19 protein-coding genes are annotated in these 21,675 nt (G+C 60.4%); 7 read left to right on the forward strand and 12 right to left on the reverse strand.

Going from position 1 to position 21,675, the window contains the following annotated elements; genetic code table 11:
- Positions 1-4: 4 nt before the first annotated feature.
- The 4 genes from ACI2KA_RS16365 to ACI2KA_RS16380 form a co-directional block, all read right to left on the reverse strand.
- Complete coding sequence (locus ACI2KA_RS16365) at positions 5-1,729, reverse strand: ABC transporter ATP-binding protein (RefSeq protein WP_404503527.1); 1,725 nt, start codon at positions 1,727-1,729, stop codon at positions 5-7.
- Between the two features lie 8 nt (positions 1,730-1,737).
- Entirely contained in the window at positions 1,738-2,862 is a 1,125-nt protein-coding gene (locus ACI2KA_RS16370; RefSeq protein WP_404503528.1) for an ABC transporter permease, read from the reverse strand.
- Between the two features lie 9 nt (positions 2,863-2,871).
- Positions 2,872-3,858, reverse strand: a complete 987-nt coding sequence (locus ACI2KA_RS16375; protein WP_404503529.1) for an ABC transporter permease — start codon at positions 3,856-3,858, stop codon at positions 2,872-2,874.
- Positions 3,859-3,980: 122 nt separating this feature from the next.
- Complete coding sequence (locus tag ACI2KA_RS16380; RefSeq protein WP_174030030.1) at positions 3,981-5,930, reverse strand: ABC transporter substrate-binding protein; 1,950 nt, start codon at positions 5,928-5,930, stop codon at positions 3,981-3,983.
- Between the two features lie 300 nt (positions 5,931-6,230).
- On the opposite strand from ACI2KA_RS16380, the gene ACI2KA_RS16385 reads away from it, so the two are divergent.
- Genes ACI2KA_RS16385 through ACI2KA_RS16395 form a run of 3 tightly spaced genes read left to right on the forward strand, consistent with a single transcriptional unit; the run spans position 6,231 to position 8,811 of the window.
- Complete coding sequence (locus ACI2KA_RS16385) at positions 6,231-6,950, forward strand: FadR/GntR family transcriptional regulator (protein ID WP_404503530.1); 720 nt, start codon at positions 6,231-6,233, stop codon at positions 6,948-6,950.
- Between the two features lie 54 nt (positions 6,951-7,004).
- Positions 7,005-7,886 (forward strand): SMP-30/gluconolactonase/LRE family protein, encoded by an 882-nt coding sequence (locus tag ACI2KA_RS16390; RefSeq protein ID WP_404503531.1) that lies wholly within the window; start codon positions 7,005-7,007, stop codon positions 7,884-7,886.
- A 28-nt stretch (positions 7,887-7,914) separates the two neighbouring features.
- Positions 7,915-8,811 (forward strand): dihydrodipicolinate synthase family protein, encoded by an 897-nt coding sequence (locus ACI2KA_RS16395; RefSeq protein ID WP_404503532.1) that lies wholly within the window; start codon positions 7,915-7,917, stop codon positions 8,809-8,811.
- A gap of 43 nt (positions 8,812-8,854) precedes the next feature.
- On the opposite strand, the gene ACI2KA_RS16400 is transcribed toward ACI2KA_RS16395, so the two are convergent.
- The 3 genes from ACI2KA_RS16400 to ACI2KA_RS16410 are packed head-to-tail and all read right to left on the reverse strand — an operon-like array spanning position 8,855 to position 11,785.
- A complete protein-coding gene (locus ACI2KA_RS16400) occupies positions 8,855-9,892 on the reverse strand; it encodes a sensor histidine kinase (RefSeq protein WP_404503533.1) in 1,038 nt (345 codons plus the stop codon).
- A gap of 4 nt (positions 9,893-9,896) precedes the next feature.
- Positions 9,897-10,334: a response regulator gene (locus tag ACI2KA_RS16405; RefSeq protein WP_110759610.1), complete on the reverse strand. Its 438-nt coding sequence runs from the start codon at positions 10,332-10,334 to the stop codon at positions 9,897-9,899.
- Positions 10,331-11,785, reverse strand: coding sequence for a CHASE3 domain-containing protein (locus ACI2KA_RS16410; RefSeq protein WP_174030020.1), 1,455 nt, complete (start codon positions 11,783-11,785; stop codon positions 10,331-10,333). Before ACI2KA_RS16410 ends, ACI2KA_RS16405 begins: the two co-directional genes overlap by 4 nt.
- A gap of 211 nt (positions 11,786-11,996) precedes the next feature.
- Here ACI2KA_RS16410 and ACI2KA_RS16415 point away from each other — a divergent pair, with 211 nt between their 5' ends.
- On the forward strand, positions 11,997-12,371 hold the full coding sequence (locus tag ACI2KA_RS16415) for a response regulator (protein ID WP_110759605.1): 375 nt from the start codon (positions 11,997-11,999) through the stop codon (positions 12,369-12,371).
- A 52-nt stretch (positions 12,372-12,423) separates the two neighbouring features.
- Here the strand turns inward: ACI2KA_RS16415 and ACI2KA_RS16420 are convergent, their stop codons facing one another.
- The 5 genes from ACI2KA_RS16420 to ACI2KA_RS16440 form a co-directional block, all read right to left on the reverse strand.
- Positions 12,424-13,440, reverse strand: coding sequence for a sensor histidine kinase (locus tag ACI2KA_RS16420; RefSeq protein ID WP_404503534.1), 1,017 nt, complete (start codon positions 13,438-13,440; stop codon positions 12,424-12,426).
- On the reverse strand, positions 13,430-13,885 hold the full coding sequence (locus tag ACI2KA_RS16425) for a response regulator (protein WP_404503535.1): 456 nt from the start codon (positions 13,883-13,885) through the stop codon (positions 13,430-13,432). The genes ACI2KA_RS16420 and ACI2KA_RS16425 overlap by 11 nt, the downstream gene beginning before the upstream one ends.
- Positions 13,878-16,088: an ATP-binding protein gene (locus tag ACI2KA_RS16430; RefSeq protein WP_404503536.1), complete on the reverse strand. Its 2,211-nt coding sequence runs from the start codon at positions 16,086-16,088 to the stop codon at positions 13,878-13,880. The genes ACI2KA_RS16425 and ACI2KA_RS16430 overlap by 8 nt, the downstream gene beginning before the upstream one ends.
- A gap of 151 nt (positions 16,089-16,239) precedes the next feature.
- On the reverse strand, positions 16,240-17,277 hold the full coding sequence (locus tag ACI2KA_RS16435) for an SAM-dependent methyltransferase (protein WP_404503537.1): 1,038 nt from the start codon (positions 17,275-17,277) through the stop codon (positions 16,240-16,242).
- Positions 17,274-18,062: a DUF1295 domain-containing protein gene (locus ACI2KA_RS16440; protein ID WP_404503538.1), complete on the reverse strand. Its 789-nt coding sequence runs from the start codon at positions 18,060-18,062 to the stop codon at positions 17,274-17,276. The genes ACI2KA_RS16435 and ACI2KA_RS16440 overlap by 4 nt, the downstream gene beginning before the upstream one ends.
- Before the next feature lie 192 nt (positions 18,063-18,254).
- Here ACI2KA_RS16440 and ACI2KA_RS16445 point away from each other — a divergent pair, with 192 nt between their 5' ends.
- Genes ACI2KA_RS16445 through ACI2KA_RS16455 form a run of 3 tightly spaced genes read left to right on the forward strand, consistent with a single transcriptional unit; the run spans position 18,255 to position 21,662 of the window.
- A complete protein-coding gene (locus ACI2KA_RS16445; protein WP_404503539.1) occupies positions 18,255-19,628 on the forward strand; it encodes an NAD(P)/FAD-dependent oxidoreductase in 1,374 nt (457 codons plus the stop codon).
- Positions 19,625-20,443 carry a DUF1365 domain-containing protein gene (locus ACI2KA_RS16450; RefSeq protein WP_404503540.1) on the forward strand — a complete coding sequence of 273 codons (819 nt, stop codon included), beginning with the start codon at positions 19,625-19,627 and terminating at the stop codon, positions 20,441-20,443. Before ACI2KA_RS16445 ends, ACI2KA_RS16450 begins: the two co-directional genes overlap by 4 nt.
- On the forward strand, positions 20,430-21,662 hold the full coding sequence (locus ACI2KA_RS16455) for a class I SAM-dependent methyltransferase (protein ID WP_404503541.1): 1,233 nt from the start codon (positions 20,430-20,432) through the stop codon (positions 21,660-21,662). The genes ACI2KA_RS16450 and ACI2KA_RS16455 overlap by 14 nt, the downstream gene beginning before the upstream one ends.
- Positions 21,663-21,675 lie beyond the last annotated feature (13 nt).

A 21,675-nucleotide genomic window follows, 5' to 3' on the forward strand; every position in this document is an offset into this window, starting at 1 on the left:
GACGTTAGCGCGCAACGGCCCCGTTCTTGATTTCGGCTGGTTCGACGTAGCGGAATCTGCGGGTGCGGTCCCGGTCGCGTGGGTCCGGGCGCGGAATGGCGGAAAGAAGCGCCTGCGTATAGGGATGATCCGGCGCATTGCAGACCTTTTCGGCATCGCCCACTTCCACCAGCTTGCCGCGATACATCACCCCGACACGGTCGCACATATAACGGATGACGCCGATGTCGTGGCTGATGAAGATATAGGCGAGGCCAAGCTCGTCCTGCAGCCGCATCAAGAGATCGAGCACCTGGAACCGCACCGAGACATCGAGCGCCGAAGTCGCCTCGTCCGCCACGATGATGCGCGGCTTCAGCGTGATGGCGCGGGCAATGCCGATGCGCTGGCGCTGGCCGCCGGAAAAGGCGTGCGGGTAACGCTCACGCCCGGTCGGATCCAGCCCCACCTGCTCCATCAGGGCGCAGACGCGTTCATCCAGTTCCCTGCCCCTGGCAATGCCGTTGACCAGCAGAGGCTCGCCGATGACCTGCGCCACCGTCATGCGCGGATTGAGCGAGCCGAACGGGTCCTGGAACACCATGCGCAATTCGCGCCGTGCGGCTTTCAGCTCGGCGCCTTCGATTTTGGCCAGATCGACCACCGTGCCATCGGCCCGGCGATAGAGCATTTCCCCGGCGGTCGGATCGTAAAGGCGCATGATGGAACGGCCCATCGTGGTCTTGCCGGAACCGCTTTCGCCGACGATGCCGAGCGTTTCGCCGGGCAGCAGCTTGATCGACACGCCATCCAGCGCCTTCATCTCGCCGAAATGCATGGAAAGATCGTTCACTTCGAGCACGGGTGCTGCCGCGAGATCGAGCGGCGGCCGCGCAAGGCGGATTTCCGCCTTCTGCTCCAGTTTCAGGACGGAGCCGATCAACATGCGGGTATAGGGGTCCTGCGGGCTGTGGAATATCTGCTCGACCGTGCCATATTCCTTGGCGACGCCGTGATGCATCACCAGCACGTCATCGGCAATCTGCGCCACCACGCCCATGTCATGGGTGATGAACAGCACCGCCATGCCATGCGCCTTCTGCAGCCGCGATATCAGGTCGAGAATTTCGGCCTGCGTCGTCACATCGAGCGCCGTCGTCGGTTCGTCGGCGATCAGGAGCTGCGGTTTACAGGCGAGCGCCATGGCGATCATCGCCCGCTGGCGCATGCCGCCGGAATATTGGAAGGCGTAGCGGTCCAGCGCCTTTTCGGGATTGGGAATTTCCACCTGCCGCAACAATTCGATGGCCTCGGCCCGCGCCTGTGCCTTGCTCATTTTCAGATGCAGGCGCAGGACCTCGGTGATCTGGTCACCAACGGTGTGCACGGGCGAAAGCGACGACATCGGCTCCTGAAAGATCATCGCGATATCGGCACCGCGCACCGAGCGAATGGCCCGGCTGCGCGGATCGAGCTTTGCCAGATCCAAGGAGACGCCGTCGGCGCGGTTGAGGATGATCGACCCGGACGCGATGCGGCCGGGGCTGTCGATGATCTGCAGGATCGAGCGGGCGGTGACGGATTTGCCCGAGCCGCTTTCGCCGACGACGCAGAGCGTCTTGCCGGGATCGATGGAAAAGGACAGATCGTTGACCGCCCGGAAAACGCCGTTCCTCACCGGAAATTCGGTGACCAGATTGCGGACTTCAAGCAGCGGTTTGGCTGGCTTCATAGAGAGAATGTCGCTCATCCGGGGCCTCACTTGTTATAGGGGTCGGCTGCGTCGCGCAGGCCGTCGCCGAGCAGATTGAGCGCCATGACGGCAACGACGACAGCCACACCGGGCAGGAACAGCCAGGGCGCGGTTGCAATCGAACGGATATTCTGCGCCTCCCGAAGCAGCACGCCCCAGGAAATCGTCGGCGGCTGAAGGCCGAGGCCAAGGAAGGACAGCGAGGTTTCCGCAAGGATCATCGCCGGAACCGCAAGCGTGACCGAGGCGATGATGTGGCTAGAGAAACTCGGCAGCATATGACGGAAGATGATGCGCCCTTCCGGCACGCCATCCAGCCGGGCGGCCGCCACAAACTCCTCGGTTCTGAGCGACAGGAACCGACCGCGCACGACGCGGGCGAGCTGCGCCCAGCCGGTCAAAGACAGGATGATGGTGATCATCATATATTGCAGCGTTGCCGGCCAGCCCTGCGGCAGGGCGGCGGCCATCGCCAGCCAGATGGGAATGGTGGGCAGCGAGAGCACGAAATCGATCACGCGCTGCATGACGAAATCGATGCGGCCGCCATAATAACCGGAGATGCCGCCGAGAACGACACCAAGCAGCAGCGAGAAGAACACACCGACAAGACCGATGGACAGGGAGACCTGCGCACCCTGCACCACACGGCTGAAGACATCACGGCCGAGGCGATCCGCGCCAAACAGGAAGAGCGGACGCGTCTTGTCGGTGGAAGCCAGCAGATGGATATCCGTGGTGAACAGGCCGAACACGGAATATTCGTAGCCACGACCGAAAAGCTGGACCGGGATTTTCTTCGCCGTGTCTTCGACAAACACCGCCGCCAGCGTTTCGGGATTGCGGGTCAGCTTCAGCGGATAATAATGCAGCCCGAGCGAGAAACCGTCGGTCGTGTCAACAAAATGGACGCGCTGCGGCGGGTGGAAGGTGGCCCGCGCATTCTGCAACACCGGATCGTTGATGGCGAAGAAGCCCGGCACCAGCGCGACGATATACATGGCGATGGTGATGAACAGGGCGGCCATGGCCAGCTTGTGGCGCTTGAACGCCCACCAGATGAGTTGCCATTGCGAGGCGACGGCGGCGCGGTCCTGCCGGGCATTGGTGGTCATAGTGATATCGCTCATGGCGGCCTCCTATTCGAGCCGGATGCGCGGATCGACCAGCGCAAGCAGGATGTCGCTGATCAGCGATCCGATCAGCGTCAGCGCGCAGATCAACAGCACGAAAGCGCCGGCGAGATACATGTCCTGCGCCATCAGCGACTGCAAAAGCAGCGGTGCGGCCGTCGGCAGATTGAGCACGATGGCAACGACCACCGAGCCCGAAATGAGATTGGGCAACAGCCATGCGATGGTGGAAATGAACGGGTTAAGCGCAATCCTCAGGGGATATTTCGTCAGCAGCTTGAACTCCGACAGGCCCTTGGCACGCGCCGTCGTCACATAGGGTTTCGGCAATTCATCCAGCATGTTGGCGCGCATGACGCGGATGAGGCTGGCGGTGGAAGACACGGCAAGGATCGTCACCGGCAGCCAGATATGGGCCATCAGGTCCATCATCTTGGCGATGCTCCAGGACGCCGTTTCATATTCGGCGGAAAACAGGCCGCCGACATCGGCCCCGAACTCAACCGCCGCGACATACATCAGCACCAGCGCCAGCAGGAACGAGGGGATGGACAGGCCGAAAAAGGAAAAGGCGGTGAAGAGATAGTCGCCGATCGAATATTTTCGCACGGCGGAAAAGACGCCGATCGGAAGGGCGATGGCCCAGGTGGCGAGAAGGCTGGCGACGGCCAGAACCAGCGTCAGCGCCATGCGCTCCCAGATGAGGCCCGAAACCGGCTGCTGCCACTCGAACGAAATGCCGAAATCACCGCGGCTGATGATGCCCCATATCCATTTCAGATATTGCACGATCATCGGGTCATCGAGGCCGAAGCGTTCACGCAGCTGCGCCGCAGTATTGTGGTCGATGACCTCGTTGGAAGCGGCCAGCGTGGCTATGTAAGTCGTCACATAATCGCCGGGCGGCAGCTGGATCAGGACAAAGGCAAGGAAACTGACGGCAAACAGGGACGGTATCATCCACAGCAGGCGTTTGACGATAAAAAGCAGCATGTCGCTCTCGCAATCACATTGGACCCGCACGCGCCGCCTTCCCTAAGGAAAACGACCTGTGGCCGGTCGATACAACCTGAGGGGCGTCGCCGCGTTACGGCAGCGACGCCGATGTGGCGATGTCAGCTTGTGAAGGTGAATTGTTGCGGCAGCGCCGGGCCGGGATTGGGCCAGGACCAGCTGTCGGGTTCGGTTTCCGGCACATTGCGCAGATTGTTGCGGATGATGCCGAAACCGCCAACGGCAAGGCAAAGACCGATCGTCTCGAACTCTTCCGCAGCAATATCGAAGATTTCCTTCATCTTCTCGCCACGCTTGGCAAGGTCGGCCGTGGAGCGCGCCTCATCGAACAGCTTGAAGCGCTTCTTCTGGCTCTCCGGCGGCTCTTCGCCCTTCTGGCCATTCGAGGTGTACCAGAGCGCCCACGGAATGGCGTAACGCGAACCCTGCGGGTGGAAGGCGAAGAAATCGCGCGGGTCGAGCATCGGATCGAGACCGCCGGGGCCGGGCCAGACGGCGGCATCATGGGCGTTGTCATCGCCGCGTGTGTAATAAAGCGCGCGTTCGATGGTGTTGACCTTGATGTCGACGCCGATCTGCGCCCATTGCGCCTTCACCAGTTCCAGCGCATCGACCAGATCGGGATAAAGCGTCGGGATGACGTCGATCGAGAAGAAGACGGGCTGGCCGTCGGGCCGCAACCGCATGCCGTTGCCGTTCTTCTTGTCATAACCGGCCTTGTCGAGCAGTTCATTGGCCTTGTCAGCATCATATTCGGTGAACTGGCGCGCCAGCTTCTCATTGTACCAGGGATGTGTCGGGCGCGGCCCGGCCTGATACCCCTCGCTTTGCCCGAAATAGACGATGTCGATGATTTCCTGCCGGTTGAGCGCGATGGACAGCGCCTGACGGAAGGACTTGTCGGCGAACATCTTGCGCATCGCCGGGTCTTTGTGGGTGATGTTGAGATAAATCTGGCACTGCTGCGAGGCAGACGGCACCAGCGTCAGCAGGCGGTAATCACCCTTCTTCATGTTCTGCGACAGGGTCGGCTTGTTGGCGAGAACGCTGATATGGCGCTCCTGAATGTCGATCTTGCCGGAAATGACGTTCAGCATCAGCGATTCCACGTCCTGCGAAATGCCGAAATTGATTTCGTCGATATAGGGCAGCTGGTTGCCTTCGGTATCGACCTGCCAGAAGTAGGGGTTGCGGGTCATGACCACGCGGGTCGCGCCGCCGGAATAGGGCTCCTTCACCACCCACGGGTCCAGCGTCGGCTTGTCGACATTCGACCAGCGGGACGGAATTTCAATATCGCCGCATTTGGCGCGGAACAGTTCCGTCCAGCTGGAGACGCCCGCGGCCTTCACATCGGCATCCAGCGCCGTGTTGTATTTCGGCAGGAACTTGCTGCAATAATGCTTGGGAAACAGCGTCGGATGCTGACCGAGCGGCGTGGCGAGGTTTTCGAGATAGAGCGCATTCGGCGCCGCGAATTTGAACCTTACCGTGAAATCGTCGACCTTCTCGACGTCAACGGCCTTGCCGGCCACGGAAAGCTGCGCGGGCGTGGCGCTGTAAAGCTCCTTGTTCTTGATGCAGTCCTCGATGGCGAACACCACGTCGTCGGCCGTGAAGGGCTGGCCGTCCGACCATTTTGCCCCCTGCAGCAGATGGAAGGTGAATTGCGAAGCGTCTTCGTTGATGTCCCATTTTTCGGCCAGGTTCGGCAGGACCTCGGTGAAGTCCATGTTCCAGCGAACCAGCCCCTGGTTGCCGACCATGCGCAGGATGCCGTTATGGTCCGACGAACCGCGCAGGCCGCGGCGCAATGTGCCGCCATAGGCGCCGATCTTTTCATGCGGTGTCACCACCATCGGATTTTTCGGCAGGCGCTCGGCCAAAGGCGGCAATTTGCCGTCCTTTACCAGCGCCTCAAGTGCCGGCGCTTCCTTGCCGGCGGCAGCCCTGGCCGAAGTCCCGATGACGGAAAGGGCGGCCACGCCGCCAAGCCCCGCCATGAAGGTTCGGCGCGTTACGCCCAGTGAAAATGCTTCGCCATCGCGCATCGATTATCCTCCCAAAAAATCACCGGCAGCGAGACAGTTTTCACCGTACCGCGTCGGCCCTCCCGGCCAGCCAGCACACCGATCCTCCATCGGCAGGCGCAGACCATATGGGCCTTTTCAGATGATTACAAGTATTGACAGATTTTTACATATTTTTTATTCGTAGGCCGGTTTTCACGATCAGCCCTGAAGGAAAAACCGGCACGACAGCGCCCTCGCTCACAAAACCCCGGTATTTCTGTTGCGATTGAAATGCAGGAAACCCATGAACCTCAGCGATTTGCAACGGAAGGGCTGCTGATGGACAATCACACCACATCTGCCGCCGCTCGCGGCGAGACACGGCTGAGCGACATCATCTATGAAAAGATCATCGGCATGATTTCGGACGGGCGGTTTGCCGTGAACGAGCGGCTGCCATCGGAACAGAACCTGGCGTCGTTGTTCGGCGCATCCCGGCCGGTGGTGCGTGAAGCCCTGGAGCGGCTGCGGAACGACGGCCTTATCGTCTCCCAGAAGGGCTCCGGCTCCTATGTGCGCCAGCAGCCGGATTCATCGGTTTTGCAGCAGGTGCCTGTCGGCTCGCTCGCCGACGTGCAGCGTTTTTTCGAATTCCGGTCCGGCCTTGAATCGTCGGCGGCCGAACTTGCGGCGCGCAACTGGCAGGCCGCCGACAAGACCCGCATCGAGCAGGCCATTGCGGCACTGGAACAGTGTCTGGAGCGCAACGATCTTGGTGCCGAGGAAGATTTTGCCCTGCACGAAGCCATTGCCAAAGCGAGCCATAACCAGTTCCACATCACGGTGCGGATCTGGTTCAAGCCGCATTTCGCGATCGGCCAGTCGGTGACACGCAGCCTCAGCCTCAAACGGACACCGCAACATGTGCGCGACGTCCAGGACGAACACACCGCCATTGTGGAGGCGATCTTTGCGCGGCGGGAGCAGGCCGCGCACGACGCGATGAAAGACCACATACTGAAGGCCCGCGCCCGCATGTTCCAGGGCGTCGGCAGCTAGAACCGTTTCAGCAATTCGAAAGACAAGACCTTAAAGGGCGATGGAGAAGAATCAGTGAGCCAGCCGCGCATCATGGAACCCAAACTCCGCACCCTCATCGACACGCCGTTGAAGGTCGGCGAATCACCGGCATGGGACGAGCGGACCGGCAATCTGTGGTTCGTCGATATTCTCGCCCCCGCCATTTTCCGCCTGCATCCGGACGGCAAACTCGACAGATACGACATGCCCGCCGAGGTGGGCTGCCTCGGCCTTTGCGACAACGGCATGATCGTGGCGGGCCTGAAGACCGGCGTGCATCTTCTTGATCCCGCAAGCGGAAAACTTGAACTCCTGTGCGACCCGGACGAAGGGCGGCCTGACAGCCGCCTCAACGACGGAAAGGTCGGCCCGGACGGCCATTTCTGGGTGGGAACCCGCGACGAGGCAGCGATACAGACGGGCAATGCGCGCCTTTATCGCGTCGCGCCGGACGGCGGCGTCGAACGCATCATCGATGGCGGCATGTTCACCTCAAACGGGCTTGCCTGGAGCCCGGATGGCACGCGCATGTATCATTCCGACAGCAGCGGGCTGATGTATCAGGCGTTCGATTTCGATGTCGCGACGGGCAGGCTCGGTCCGGCCCAGCGCCTTCACGATTTCGCCCCGGACGAAGGCAGGCCGGACGGCGCGGCGACCGATTGCGAAGGCTGTTACTGGAGCGCCGGCGTTCAGGCCGGACGCCTCAACCGGTTTTCGCCGGACGGCGAACTGTTCGAGATCTACCGGCTGCCGTTCAAGGGGCCGACCATGCCGTGTTTCGGCGGCCCGGATCTCAAGACGATCTATCTGACAAGTCTCGTCACCGGGACGGACGGAGTAGCCACCCCGGGCACGCTTGTTGCCTTCGATGCGCCTGTCGCGGGGGCAGCCGTACACAAGTTTCCCATCTGAAGACGCTTTCACCTCAAGGAACCAGTTGATGACGACATTTGATTTTCGCCAGGCCCTGCACGGCATCTCCGGCGTTCCCGTAACGGCCTACGACGCAGGCGGGGAAGTCGATATCGGTGTCACGACAGAGGTCTATGCCCGCGTTGCAAGGGCGGGTATCCACAACATCGTCGCCGCCGGCAATACCGGCGAATTCTACGCTTTGACACCGGCCGAGATTCTTCGCGTCTACGAAGCCGCGATAAGGGGCGTTGACGGCAAAGCCCCGGTCACGGCGGCGATCGGACGCTCGCAGCGCGAGGCTCTCGCCATGGCGCGCCAGGCCCGGGACATGGGCGCCTCCGCCGTCATGTCCCACCAGCCGGTCGACCCCTTTGCAGCACCGCAATCGCAGATCGACTATTTCGTCGGCCTGGCCGATGGCAGCGAGCTGCCGCTGGTGGCCTATGTCCGTGCCGACGGTTTTTCGGTCGATGACATGGCGAGGCTCGCCGGCCACCCGAATGTTGCCGGCATCAAGTTCGCGACGACCGACATCATGCTGCTGTCGCGCGCCATTGCCGCTTCGGATCCGAAGGGCGCTCTTTATGTCTGCGGCCTTGCCGAAAGCTGGGCGCCCGCCTTTTCGGCGGTTGGTGCGCGCGGCTTCACATCCGGCCTCGTCAACGTGGCGCCGCAATTCTCCCTGCAGGTCCATGACGCCCTGACGGCCGGCGATTTCGCCGCGGCACGCAAGATCGTTGAAAGGATCGAGCTTTTCGAACGGCTGCGGACGCGTTATCGCAACGGCGCCAATGTGACGGTGGTGAAGGAGGCCATGGAGATCCTCGGTCTCAGGGTTGGCCCGGTTCGAGCCCCGGGGCTCGCCCGGCTGGACGAACGGGATCGCGCGACGCTTGAAGAGCTGCTTGCCAGCTGGCGTTGACGGACGCTGCACCGCCCAGTCATCGAAGACGATGAACCCTGCGCTATTTTTCCGTCCAGGTAATCGTGTAACGGGTGCCTTTGTCCCGCTCCGGGTGGGTGTGCGTCTGCTCCACCCGGGCGCCGATATTCTGCGCCATCGCCATGATGAGTTTTGTACCTAAACCGGTGCCGCGCGGCAGCGTATCGGGTTTAGAGCCGACGCCATCATCTTCCACGACGAGAACGAATTGCCCGTTCTGTTCGGACAGATTGACGCGAACGGTCCCGGTTTGATCGGGATAGGCATATTTCAGCGCATTGGTCAGCAATTCGGTGATGATGACACCAAGCGCGACGGCATGGTCTGCGTTGAGATCGACCTCGCAGAGCGACGTTTCCACCGTGACGGCGGACGAGCCGGGCACGGCCTGAAACAGGTCGCCGATGATCGAGGTCAGATAGGAACTCAAAGATACGAGTCCCACATTCGCCGTGTTGTAGAGGCTGCGATGTACGCCGGCGATTGCCGAAATCCTGCTTTGCGTTTCCAGCAAGGCGGTTTCCGCCTCCTGCGATTTCAGGGTATTGATTTGCAGGCGGATCATGGCGGAGACCAGCGAAAGGCTGTTCGCCACGCGATGATTCATCTCCTTCACCATCATTTCCGCATGTTCCTTGGCCTTTACCAGGAGGCGGTCGGCTTCCTCCTTCGTCTGGCGCAGGCGATGATTTTCCAGCGCCTGGTTGATGGCCGTGAGCAAAAGCGGGAAAAAATCGTCTCCGACATTCTTGATGACATAGTCGGCGGCACCCGCCTTGAGCGCGTCTATGGCGATCCGGGCTTCGTTGGACCCCGTGACATACAGAACCGGCACACGTGCCGGTATCGACTGGATTGCCGCCAGAAATTCCATTCCGGTCGCGGTCTGGAAATAATGGTCGAGAACGACGACGTCGAACTGTTCATTTTGAAAGAACTCAAGGCCGCTGGCGACGGAGGCGGCATGGACCACCTCCATTCCATGGCGACCGAGAACGCGGCTTGAAAGCCGCGCCAGGGCCGGGTCGTCATCGACATACAAAACACGCAGAGCCATCATGCCTTCAGGGTATCTGAATTACGGAAAAGAACAGGCCTAGATTTTTGATGGCCGTGGCAAAGCCCTCATAATCCACCGGCTTGGTTATATAAACATTCGCGCCGAGATCATAGCATTTCTGAATTTCGGTCTCGTCATCGGTGGTTGTCAAAACCACCACGGGCAAACGGCGCGTGTAGTCATTGCTCTTGATCTGCTCGAGAATGTTGATACCCGACATGTCGGGGAGATTGAGATCGAGCAAGACGAGAAGATAGCGATCTTTGCTGACAAGCCCATCCCTACTTTCGCCCAAGATATAATCCAGCGCCTTCGCACCGAGCGTAAAGGGCACGATCTCGTTGTTCACCCCGGCGCGCCGCACGTTTTTCTCGATCAGGCGCGCATGGCCCTCATCGTCTTCGATCATCACGATCGTTACTTCCTGGCCGGTCGCTTTCATGGGTCGCCTTCTTTCGTCACTCTTCGGAGGTCACTCGGCAGCAGCAGGATGAAGGTGCTGCCCTCACCGAGTTTAGACTCGACTTTAATATCACCTCCTAAATTTCTGATTAGCGAACGGACATGGGCGAGGCCTATTCCTTCTCCCGGCTGATCCTGATTGCCCGCCCGGCGAAAAAGCTCGAACACCCGCTCCATATCCTGTTCGCCGATACCGCGTCCGTTGTCGCCAACCTCGATGCAGATCGCACCGCGCCCGGCCGGATAGGCCCGCGCGGTCAGCCGCAGCGCACGACCGGGCATCTGGTATTTCACCGCATTGTCAAACAGGTTCCCGAGGATCTGGTCAAGCGATATGCGATCTGTGACAATCGTCAGCTTGGGCGTATCGACCTCGATCTCGCCGCCATTGGCCGTGATCTGGTGGCGTACCGTCTCCGAAAGCGATGACAGCAGTGTTTCTATATCGACCTTTTCGGGTTGCAGCTTCCGCTGTCCGTCGCGGGATATTTTCAGGATGGCGTTGATCAGCTGATCCATCTTGCGTGTCGATGAACGGATGAAGCCGATCGCCTCGGGAATATCCTCCTGAACCGCCAGCCGCGCCTCGCGGACGACGTCTTCCGGCGGCGCCTTGCCATCGGCAAGGACATAGCTGCTCACCGGCTTCAGGGATGTATCGAATTCGGAAAGGAAGCCCATGATGTTGACGAGCGGCGCGCGCAGGTCATGGGTAACAATATAGGCAAAGCGCTGGATTTCCTGGTTGGCACGGCGAAGATCCCTTGTCCTTTCTTCCACACGCTCCTCCAGATGCCGATTGAGCTCGTCGACGTCTTCCCGGGAGCGGTTCAGCGCCCGGATATAGGTGAAGACAAGAAAGATCGAGCCGCCGACGACGAGGAGAATGGCAAGCGCGCCGCCCACCGTCACCCATCGCAGCGTATTGGCGGCATCCAGCTGGTCGCTGACAATCACCCGCAGACGATCGTCGGTGTCTGATTGCAGGCGCGACAGAATTCCCCTGATTTCGTTCATGAAGCGTTTGCCGTCATTGTTGCGGACGACATCCACCGCCTCATTGATACGACCGGCCCTTTGCAAATCGATCGTTTCACGCGTCTCCGCCAATTTCGCGTCGATCGCACGTGTCAGCTCCTGCAAAGCCTGCTGATATTGTTCCCGGTCCTTCAGGAGATCCTGAATTCTGGACCGACGCTGCGGCAAGCCGCGCAGAGCTTCCTCATAGGGCACCAGATAATCGGCGTTGTTGGTGAGCAGATACCCCCTCTGCCCCGTTTCAATGTCCTGCATCGCCGTCAGGACGTCGAGAACCGATGCGCGCACCCGCCGCAGTTCCGCGGTTTCCTGCGAGTACCGGTTGTTCACCTGCACGAGCCATAATGACACGGAGACCATGCCAATCAAAATTGCGACACCCACAGCAAGCATCAAAAGGCTTCGCTGGGCAAACGGTGAAAAACCAATCACAGCAACAACATTCCCGGTAGGCAGCTAATCAGCGTCACAAACTAGAGTAGCGCGGCGGCGGATGCGAATGATTTCTTTTTGCGCGGCGGTGGAACCACGTCACACGTCAAGAGTTCAGCGATGTTGGTGAAAAGCAGCCCTGACGGGCCGAAACGATGCGAATGCGGTGATTATGAACTATAATTTTCAGGGAAAACAAATCCTTGTTCTGGAAGACGACGCGCTCCTGGCCATGGATATGGAGGACTTTCTCTCGGACCTTGGTGTCAACGTCGTCGGGCCGGTTTCGCACATATCCGCAGCCCTGGAAAAAATAAACGCCACCGATCTGGATGGCGCCGTCATCGATCTCAATCTGAGGGGTGAATTGTCCTTTCCCGTGATCGAGGAACTCAAGGCTGCCAACATACCCTTCGTCGTCTGTAGCGGCTATGCGGAAATACCCGGCGTTCGGGCACAATTGGGCGATCTGACGGTCGTTTCCAAACCCTGCGACTTCGACAATCTCCCGGATATTCTGGCGAACGAGTTCTCACTGGCCCGTTAGCGCGCGCGGGCGAATGCCCCGCACAACTTCCGCACCCTTCTCATCTGGCGCCTCAATCCAGGGGAAAGACAGTCTGATATTGCAGGCCGGCGCGGTCGTAGTGGATTTCACTTTCGGCATGCAGTTCGTATTGCGCGCCTTTCGTGATCAGCGTCGTTCCGAAACCGGTGTCCTGCGGCACGGAAACGGCAGGGCCGCCGCTTTCCCGCCATTGCAGGTCGACGCGGTCGCGCCCGTCGTCATTATGCAGCCGTTTCCAGAACACCTCCACCTTGCCGCTTGCGCCGGAAAGAGAGCCGTATTTCTGCGCATTCGTTACCAGCTCGTGCAGGATCATGCCAAGCGCCAGGGCCGATTTTGGCGACAGCTGGACACCATCCGGGCCGTCGAGTTCGACCCGGCTCGCAAAGCTGTTATGGGGTTCGATCGCCCGCCGCACGACATCCCTGAGGTCGGTTTCACCCCAATTGCTTTGAAAAAGCAGGGCATGGCTTTCGGCAAGGGCGCTCACGCGGGCCACCAGCCTTTCCTGGTAGTCCTCGATGGATGTGCTGCCTTTTGCCGTCCTGCGGATGATGGAGATGACCATCGCCATGGTGTTCTTGACACGGTGACTGAGTTCCCGGACGAGCAGTTCCTTATGGACTTCCGCCCGCTTCCGCTCCTGTTTCTCCCGGGCCTCCGCCAGCGCACGCTCAACGGCCGACGGCAGCCTTGCCAGTCGCTGCTTGAGCACATAGTCCGTCGCACCGCGCCTGAAGGCGTCAATCGCCGCATCTTCGCCAAGGACGCCCGACACGAAAATGAACGGGGTGTCGGGGGTCGTTTGCATGGCGATATCGAGCGCGGACATGCCATCGAAGTCCGGCAGCGAGAAATCGGCAAGAATGATATCGAATTGCCGGTTCTCCAACGCTTCGATGAACGAGGCCCGGCCCACCGCCCTTGTGATAACCGGCGGCGGAGAAATGCCTGAAAGCTGTTCTTCGATCAATTCCGCATCGACCGAGCTGTCCTCGAGAAGCAGAAGCTTGCTTGCCTCCATTCGCAGCACCGCCTTATCCGCCATTGCGACGCGCACCGGGTGGCGGTTCGTTCAGAAGCGCCCAGAAGACGCCGAGGTCCTGTATCGCCTTGAAGAACTGGTTGAACTCCACGGGCTTGACGACAAAGGCGTTCACGCCGAGTTCGTAGCTCCTGACGAGATCCTGTTCCTCGCGGGAAGAGGTCAGCATCACGACGGGAACATGCCGCAGATGACCGCTGCCTTTGATCTTTTGCAGGACCTCGAGGCCGTCCACCTTGGGCAATTTGAGATCGAGAAGCACGACCGCCGGATCACCGGCCGGCCGGTTGTGCCAGGCGCCGGTGACATCGAGGTAATCGAGCGCCTCGGCGCCATCCCGCGCCACGACGACCTCGTTTGCCAATTGACATTTTTCAAGGGCGGTAAGCGTCAATTCCAGATCGCGCGGATTGTCTTCCACCAGCAGGATAGGTCTCAGTTCAGGCAATGTCTTCCTCTTCAATTTTCTTTACCGGCAATGTGAAGGAGAACGAGGCTCCCTCGCCAAGAGTTCCCTGCGCACTGACCGAACCGTGATGGCGCTCGACAATGCGCCTCACCAGAGCAAGCCCGATGCCGGTTCCTTCGAAATCCTCGACGCGCTGCAGCCGCTGAAACACGCCGAAAAGCTTGCCGTAATAGGCCATATCGAAACCGACGCCATTATCCTCCACCGAATAGGTGACATATTCTCCGGTTTCAACCGCTGAGATGGTGATGATCGAAACCGGCTCCCGGCGGGAATATTTGATCGCATTGTCGATGAGATTGTACCAGACCTGCCGCAGCAGTGTCGGATCGCCGAGCGTGACCGGCAGTTCGCCGATGCGCCATTCGACCTGACGGTCGGCAAGGGCGGGCGCAAGGGAGCGGCGGACTTCGCTGACCAGCTTCTGCATGTCCACCGCCTTCACGGTGATTTGCGTGCGGCCGAGCTGGGAAAAGTTCAAGAGATCGTCCACCAGCCTGCCCGCTCCCAGCGCCGCCTCGGAGATCATCTGCAGATAATGCAGGGATTTTTCGTCCATGGCGCTGCTGCGTTCGCGCAACAATTGCGCAAAGCCGACAATGTGACGAAAAGGTGCGCGCAGGTCATGCGAGACCGAATAGGAAAAAGCCTCCAGCTCCTTGTTGGTCCGTTGCAATTCCCGCGTCAGATCCGCCATTTCCTCCGCCTTGCGCAGGACGATGCCGATGATCGCGCTTCGAAGTTCTCTCGCCGCGGCAAGCTCCGGCTCCGACCACGGCAAAGCGGTGTTGCGCACCTGCTCCTTCCAGATTTCAAAAGACTTGCGCGGGTGGATACGGCCGCTTTCCTGCACCGTCTTATGCGGATCGCCGCCCCAACGCACCGTTTTCACCACTTCCGGCCGGAACCAGATCAGCCAGCTGCCGTGCAGTTCCGAAACGCGCATCGCGATAATGCCGCTCGCGACGGCGGCATAAGCCACAGCGGCCGGGTAATCGCCCGCAAGATTGTCGGTCGCAAACACCTCGGCCACATCCTGCTCGCCAAGCCACAGGACCAGTTCTTCGACATGCTGGCGCGACGGCGCCTTGCCGACCAGCTCATATTCATCGCCCAGAACAAGCGCGGCTCCCTCCGCCCCCACCTGTCCCAACAGGTCGTCTCTTTCACGCTCTCCGCCCAGAAGACCATCGGCCCATCTTTCCGCCGTCGCCATGCCGCTTAACAGCCTGGCCTGAACATGGCCAAGTTCCACCCGGCGTGAGGCATCCTGGGAACTTTGCTCCATCGCGATCCGCATCGACAGCAGCTGGGCGGCAAAATCGCAGGCGTCGCGCACGGCAACGGAAGTCGAATGGGGAGTGGCGTGGTGGCAGGCGATCAGGCCCCATAATCTGCCGTTGACGATGATGGACACCGACATCGAGGCGGCCGTCCCCATGTTGCGCATATATTCGAGATGAACCGGCGACACGCTGCGCAGCTGCGAAAAACTCATGTCGAGTACCGCGCCCGTTTCCACATTCAGCTGCGGCCTGACCGGAACGGGCCGGTAATCGACATTGGGAATCATGCGCAGGCGGTTGATCGTGTAAAGCTGCCGCGCCTGCGGCGGGATATCGCCCGCCGGAAAGCGCAGGCCGAGATAAGATGGCAGCACCCCGTTTCCCGCCTCCGCCACGACGTGCCCGCTCCAGTCCGGCCCGAAATCATAGATCAGGGTGCGATCATAGCCGTTCATCGACGAGACCAGCTCTGCCGTTCGCAGCAATGCATCCTCAAGCGACGGTGCGCCGTTCATATATTGCGCCAGACTGGTCAGCCCGACCATCAGCGCTTCCGCCGATTCCCCCTGCCGTGTTTTTTCGACCTCGACGAGGATGAGTGCACCTGACCGGTGCGCCGAGACGTCGAGTTTTCTTTCGGCCCAGACATGTCTGAAATTCGTCTCGTCGCCGGCATGCCAGGCGGACAAAATGTCAACGAAGGGCAGCAGGTCACCGCTCGCGACGGCGCCGATCTCGACAGGCACATCGATATAGTCGACGAGATTGTCGCTTGCCTGCACGATGGAAAAATCGCGCGCGGACAGGACCAGTAACGCACCGTGTTCCTGAATGGCGCCTGGGACGTGGATGGGCTCGGCGCCGCAACTATCCAGTTTCGGCGTAACTGAACTCATAACTTTCTCCAGCCGCTTTCTGCGGAAGATCGATCAACCTGCTCAAAAGATGCGGTCAGCCTAGTCATTCTTGCCGGGATGTAAACGTTTGCTTCCGGCAAATTGTTGCGGGCCATAACCGACAATCGCCCTGAAAGCCCCGAGCGGGCCATCACCGCGCCGAAGAAACGCCCGTCATGAGGTAATGTCCGACGCCCCAGACGGCACCGTCCTCATGCCCGAAAAGCCCTGCGGTCGCGAGGAAGAACAAGCGCCAGCGCCTTTCCCACAAACGCGCCTCGGCGCCGTAGACCCGTTGCAGGATCGGCCGGATGCGGTCGATTTCCCGGTCGAAATTCTCGAGCCAGTCGAGAGCCGTCCGGCGATAATGCGATCCCGACCAGCGCCATTCCCGCTCTACGTCGAACAGCCCGCCGAATCGGTGGGGAAGATCAAGGGCGGGCATGATGCCGCCCGTGAAAAAGTGGCGGGCAATCCAGTCGGCGGGATTGTTGTGGTCGAAACGGTACGACCGGTTGCGATGATTGAAGACATGCAGGAAAAACTTGCCGCCCGGCTTCAGCCAGGTATGAACCCGCTCGAACAGGACCTGCCAGTTCGACATGTGCTCGAACATTTCCACCGAGACAACGCGGTCGAAACCTTCACCGGTGGCGAAATCATTCATATCGGCGGTCACCACCGAGAGGTTGGAAAGCCCGTATTCTTGCGCGCGGGCAACGATATGGTCGCGCTGCGAGGCGGAGTTCGAAACGGACGTGATCCGCGCATTGGGAAAGTGGCGGGCCATATAGAGGGAAAGCGAACCCCAGCCGCAGCCAAGTTCGAGGATTTCCATGCCGTCTTCCAGTTCGGCATGCGCCGCGGTCTCGGCCAGGGCAACAGTCTCGGCCTCATCGAGCGACGTCGTCGCATCGGGATAATAGCAGCAGGAATATTTCCGCTGCGCCCCGAGAACCAGCCCGAAAAATTCCGCGGGGACTTCGTAATGCTGCCTGTTCGCCGCATCCGTGTGGCTGGCGACGGGAAATTTCGTCATCTCTGCGACAAAAGCCTGTTCGGCCGCCGCCGGAATGCCGGCAAGCCGCCGTTTTGTCCTTGCGCAGAGCATATCGATACCGGCCAGTGTGACGCCGTCACCGAGCGGCGTGCGCTCTGCGGCGTTGATGGCGAAGGCGAGCATGTTCATGGCGTGTCCTCGTTCTTGCGCGGCCCCGGAAAGAAGGCGTTGACGCGGCGTTGCAGGGCGCGGAACTTTTCCCCGCGCGATGTCAGCATGTGGTCTTCCAGCGGCGGAATGCCGGAGACGTGGACAAGCAGCCAGTACATCATCACCGGCGCGGCGACAGACGCCCATGACAAGGCTTGCTCCTGAATGGCCAGAAGCGGAAAACCGCACCAGAAAAGCCATTCGAAAAAATAATTGGGATGGCGGGAGTAGCGCCACAGACCGGTTTCGCAGACACCGGTTCTTGCCTGCGCGGTCCTTCTGAACTGCAAGAGCTGCGCGTCAGACAGCGCTTCGCCGGCCAGCGCGCCGAGGCAGAGCATGACGGCGACACCATCCACCGCACGCGGGAAACCGTGGCCGTTGCCGGCGGCAAGATATATCGCAAGAACAAGCACAAAAGCGGCGACCGCCTGTATCTGGAGGAAGATGAAAAGCCGCAAGGCGGCCGATTTGCCCCATTGTGCGATGAGCTTTGCATAACGGGGATCCTCCCCGCCTCCGCGCGTGCGCATGCCGATATGGCCGGCAAGCCGCAGCGACCAGACGACGATGAGGAACAATACCACGGCCCGCCGCCAGCCGTCTCCCGCGGCAAGGAAAACCGCGACAACCCCGCCGATGCCGACACCTGCCGACCACACCGTGTCGATCCAGCCGCTCGAACCGGTTGCGCGCTGCAACGCCCAGGCGGCCGCCATCAGCAGCGACATGAGAACGGCAAGCGTCAGGACCACAGAAAACATCACTACTCCGCTCACCGCTTTCAAGGACATCGAGGCCGGGTTTCGTGATGGCAAATACGACCGAAGCGGCAAAAGAGTTTCAGCTTTCGGAAAAAATTCCAAAAAACCGGCGGCCCGCTGAAACTTATCCGGCACCTGCCTCGTATCTGCGCTGTCCCAAGACGAATTTTTGGAATGCGATAGCGAGGATAGATGACCGACACCGAAGCGAGACAAAAAGACTGCCGGCGCCGCATCGCCATTGTGGGAACGGGAATTTCCGGCCTGTCGGCAGCCTGGCTTTTGTCGCAACGGCACGATGTCACGGTTTTCGAGGCGGCCGGCCGTATCGGCGGGCACACCAACACGGTGACGTTCGATACCGACAGCGGACCGGTTCCTGTCGATACCGGCTTCATCGTCTATAACGAGAGGACCTATCCCAATCTCACCGCCCTGTTCCGGACATTGGACGTGCCGACCGCCGCCTCCAACATGTCCTTTGCCGTTTCTCTCAACAATGGCGATCTTGAATATTCCGGCGGAACCGGTCTTGGCCTGCTGGCGCAGAAGAGAAATGCGCTGAGACCACGGTTCTGGGCGATGCTTGCCGACCTCCTGCGGTTTTACCGCAACGCCCCGCGCGACCTGCATTTGATGGGCGACCTGTCGCTCGACGACTATCTTTCGCGCAACCGTTATGGTGCGGCGTTCCGCGAGGATCATCTTTACCCCATGGCTGCGGCCATCTGGTCCACGCCGGCCATGGAGGTCGGCCGGTATCCTGCGGCGCATTTCATCAGCTTCTGCCGCAATCACGGTTTGCTGCTGCTGCGCAACCGGCCGGTCTGGCGCACCGTCGTCGGTGGCGCACACGAATATGTAAAACGCATCACGGCATCGTTTGCGGATCGAATTCGTCTCTCGACACCGGTGGCGCGCATTCACCGCCAGTCGAACGGCGTCGAGATCATCACCGCAGACGGCGAAGCCGCGCGCTTCGATGACGTGGTGATCGCAACCCACGCGGATCAGGCGCTGGACATGCTGGCGGACGCCTCGCGCGCTGAGCGGCGCATTCTCGGCGCCTTTGCCTATACGCAAAACCGCGCCCTGCTGCACACGGACAAGAGTTTCATGCCGCGCCGTCGCGCCGCCTGGTCAAGCTGGAACTATGTGGCAGACACGCGCCTCGATTCCGCCCAGCCGAGCATCACCTACTGGATGAACAGGCTTCAGCCCCTGGGCGAAACCCCCGACACTTTCGTGACGCTGAACCCGATGCGGGAACCGGAAGCGGGAAAGATCATCGCCGAGGAAACCTATCATCATCCCGTTTTCGACGCCGGCACCGAACAGATGCGTCAGAACCTGTGGGCCTTGCAGGGTTTGCGAAATACCTGGTTCTGCGGTGCCTATTTCGGATCGGGTTTTCACGAGGACGGCCTTCAGGCCGGCCTTGCCGTCGCCGAAGATCTTGGCGGCGTGACGCGGCCATGGACGGTTGCCGACGACAGCAGCCGCATCATTCGCCTGGATTTGGCGACGATTGCGACGGAGACGGAGCTCATGGAGGCGACGGCATGATGCCTCCCCTCGCCTCGGCGCTTTTTCCGGGCCATGTGACCCATGCGCGTTTCAGGCCGAAGCCGCACAAACTCGCCTACCGGATTTATTCGCTGCTTCTCGACCTCGACGAACTTGACCTGCTCGACAGGAAATTGCGGTTTTTCTCCGTCGACCGGTTCAACCTGTTCTCATTCCATCGGAAAGACCGCGGCAACGGAAGCGCGACGGGATTGCGCCAGCAGATCGAGGCGGCGATGACGGCGGCGGGCATGGCGGTGGATGGAGGGCCGATACGTTTGCTCACCATGCCGCGTGTGCTCGGCTGGGCCTTCAATCCGCTCAGCGTGTTCTTCTGCCACGGGCAGGACATGACGCTCAAAGCCATCCTCTGGGAGGTCGACAACACCTTCGGGCAACGCCATTCCTACCTCATTCCGGTGGAAGCCGGCAAAGCGGGCGAAATCGTCCAGCGATGCGACAAGGCCTTTTATGTCTCGCCCTTCATGGACATGGACCTCCATTATGTTTTCCGTGTCGTTCCGCCCGGCGACAGGCTTAAAATCGTCATCGATACTTTCGACAGGGACGGCGTCGTCCTGACGGCCCGGCATCTCGCCCGGCGCGTCGCATTGACGGACGGCGCACTCCTGAAAGCCTTCGTCGCCATCCCTTTCCTGACACTGAAGGTCGTCCTGGGCATTCACTGGGAAGCCCTGAAGATCTGGCTGAAGGGCGTGCGGCTGAGAAAACGACCATCGCCGCCTGCCGCACCCGTTTCCTTCGTTCATCCTTCATCGTCGCAAATCGAGGCCAAGATTCATGACCCCGTTTGACAATCTCACCGACCTATCGGCGGAAAATACCTGCCTGAACCCTCGGGGCGGCCCTGGTGCTTGGCTCATCGGCCGGCTGTTGGGCAACATCGACAGCGGCAGATTGCGCATCATCCTTCCCGCCGGCGGCAGCGTTGAAAAATCCGGCGAAAAGGACGGCAGCGAAGCGATCCTCGTCCTGCATAACTGGCGAGCGATCCGGCGCCTGCTGCTGAACGGCGACATCGGCTTTGCCGAGGGTTTCATCGAAGGCGACTGGAGCACCCCGGACTTGACGGCCCTGATCCGTTTTGCAGCCCAAAATCGCCAGGCATTTGAAGCGTCGATGCGCGGCAGCCTGCCCATGCGCATGCTTAACCGCATGGGACACAGGCTGGACGCCAACACCAGACGCGGCAGCCGCCGCAATATCGAGGCGCATTACGATCTCGGCAACGAGTTCTACCGGCAGTGGCTCGATCCCTCGATGCTTTATTCGTCGGCGATTTTCGACGACGCCACGCCGACGCTGGAGGCGGCGCAAGTGCAGAAACTCACGCGCATTGCGGAGAAACTGCAATTGAGCGGCGGTGAAACCGTGTTGGAGATCGGCTGCGGCTGGGGTGCGCTCGCCATCCACCTCGCCACGCAGCACCATGCCGACGTCACCGGCATCACCCTCTCCCCCTCCCAGTTGCACTGGGCGCAAGACGCGGCGGAAAAAGCGGACAGGGCTGGCCGCATCGATCTCAGGCTGCAGGATTACCGCGACGTAGAGGGTCAATTCGACCGGATCGTCTCCATCGAAATGTTCGAAGCGGTCGGCGAAGCCTATTGGCCGAGCTATTTCGAAACGTTGAAACGCTGCCTGAAACCCGGCGGCCACGCGGTGCTGCAGATCATCTCCATCGAACACAACCGCTTCGACACATACCGGCGCAAGGCGGATTTCATCCAGAAATACGTCTTTCCCGGCGGCTTCCTGCCCTGCGATGCCGCGCTCGAAAAAGCGGTCGGAACGGCCGGCCTTAAACTCACGGAAACGGAACTTTTCGGCCAGTCCTATGCCCGCACGCTTGCCGAATGGCGCCAGCGTTTCCACGCGCGGTGGCAGACGATCTCGCTGCTCGGTTTCGACGACCGCTTCCGCCGGCTTTGGGATTATTACCTCTGCTATTGCGAGGCGGGTTTTGCCGAAGGGACCATAAATGTCGGCTTCTACACGATAGAACACCAATAGGCGGGGCCAACTT

Source organism: Agrobacterium sp. NPDC089420, assembly GCF_044900305.1.
In the GTDB taxonomy this organism is placed as follows: Bacteria; Pseudomonadota; Alphaproteobacteria; order Rhizobiales; family Rhizobiaceae; genus Agrobacterium.

Coding starts and splice junctions, on each gene's coding strand:
- ACI2KA_RS16365 (WP_404503527.1), bottom strand. CDS start 1,729: ATGAGCGACATTCTCTCTATGAAGCCAGCCAAACCGCTGCTTGAAGTC.
- ACI2KA_RS16370 (WP_404503528.1), bottom strand. CDS start 2,862: ATGAGCGATATCACTATGACCACCAATGCCCGGCAGGACCGCGCCGCC.
- ACI2KA_RS16375 (WP_404503529.1), bottom strand. CDS start 3,858: ATGCTGCTTTTTATCGTCAAACGCCTGCTGTGGATGATACCGTCCCTG.
- ACI2KA_RS16380 (WP_174030030.1), bottom strand. CDS start 5,930: ATGCGCGATGGCGAAGCATTTTCACTGGGCGTAACGCGCCGAACCTTC.
- ACI2KA_RS16385 (WP_404503530.1), top strand. CDS start 6,231: ATGGACAATCACACCACATCTGCCGCCGCTCGCGGCGAGACACGGCTG.
- ACI2KA_RS16395 (WP_404503532.1), top strand. CDS start 7,915: ATGACGACATTTGATTTTCGCCAGGCCCTGCACGGCATCTCCGGCGTT.
- ACI2KA_RS16400 (WP_404503533.1), bottom strand. CDS start 9,892: ATGATGGCTCTGCGTGTTTTGTATGTCGATGACGACCCGGCCCTGGCG.
- ACI2KA_RS16405 (WP_110759610.1), bottom strand. CDS start 10,334: ATGAAAGCGACCGGCCAGGAAGTAACGATCGTGATGATCGAAGACGAT.
- ACI2KA_RS16410 (WP_174030020.1), bottom strand. CDS start 11,785: ATGCTTGCTGTGGGTGTCGCAATTTTGATTGGCATGGTCTCCGTGTCA.
- ACI2KA_RS16415 (WP_110759605.1), top strand. CDS start 11,997: ATGAACTATAATTTTCAGGGAAAACAAATCCTTGTTCTGGAAGACGAC.
- ACI2KA_RS16420 (WP_404503534.1), bottom strand. CDS start 13,440: ATGGCGGATAAGGCGGTGCTGCGAATGGAGGCAAGCAAGCTTCTGCTT.
- ACI2KA_RS16430 (WP_404503536.1), bottom strand. CDS start 16,088: ATGAGTTCAGTTACGCCGAAACTGGATAGTTGCGGCGCCGAGCCCATC.
- ACI2KA_RS16435 (WP_404503537.1), bottom strand. CDS start 17,277: ATGAACATGCTCGCCTTCGCCATCAACGCCGCAGAGCGCACGCCGCTC.
- ACI2KA_RS16440 (WP_404503538.1), bottom strand. CDS start 18,062: ATGTTTTCTGTGGTCCTGACGCTTGCCGTTCTCATGTCGCTGCTGATG.
- ACI2KA_RS16445 (WP_404503539.1), top strand. CDS start 18,255: ATGACCGACACCGAAGCGAGACAAAAAGACTGCCGGCGCCGCATCGCC.
- ACI2KA_RS16450 (WP_404503540.1), top strand. CDS start 19,625: ATGATGCCTCCCCTCGCCTCGGCGCTTTTTCCGGGCCATGTGACCCAT.
- ACI2KA_RS16455 (WP_404503541.1), top strand. CDS start 20,430: ATGACCCCGTTTGACAATCTCACCGACCTATCGGCGGAAAATACCTGC.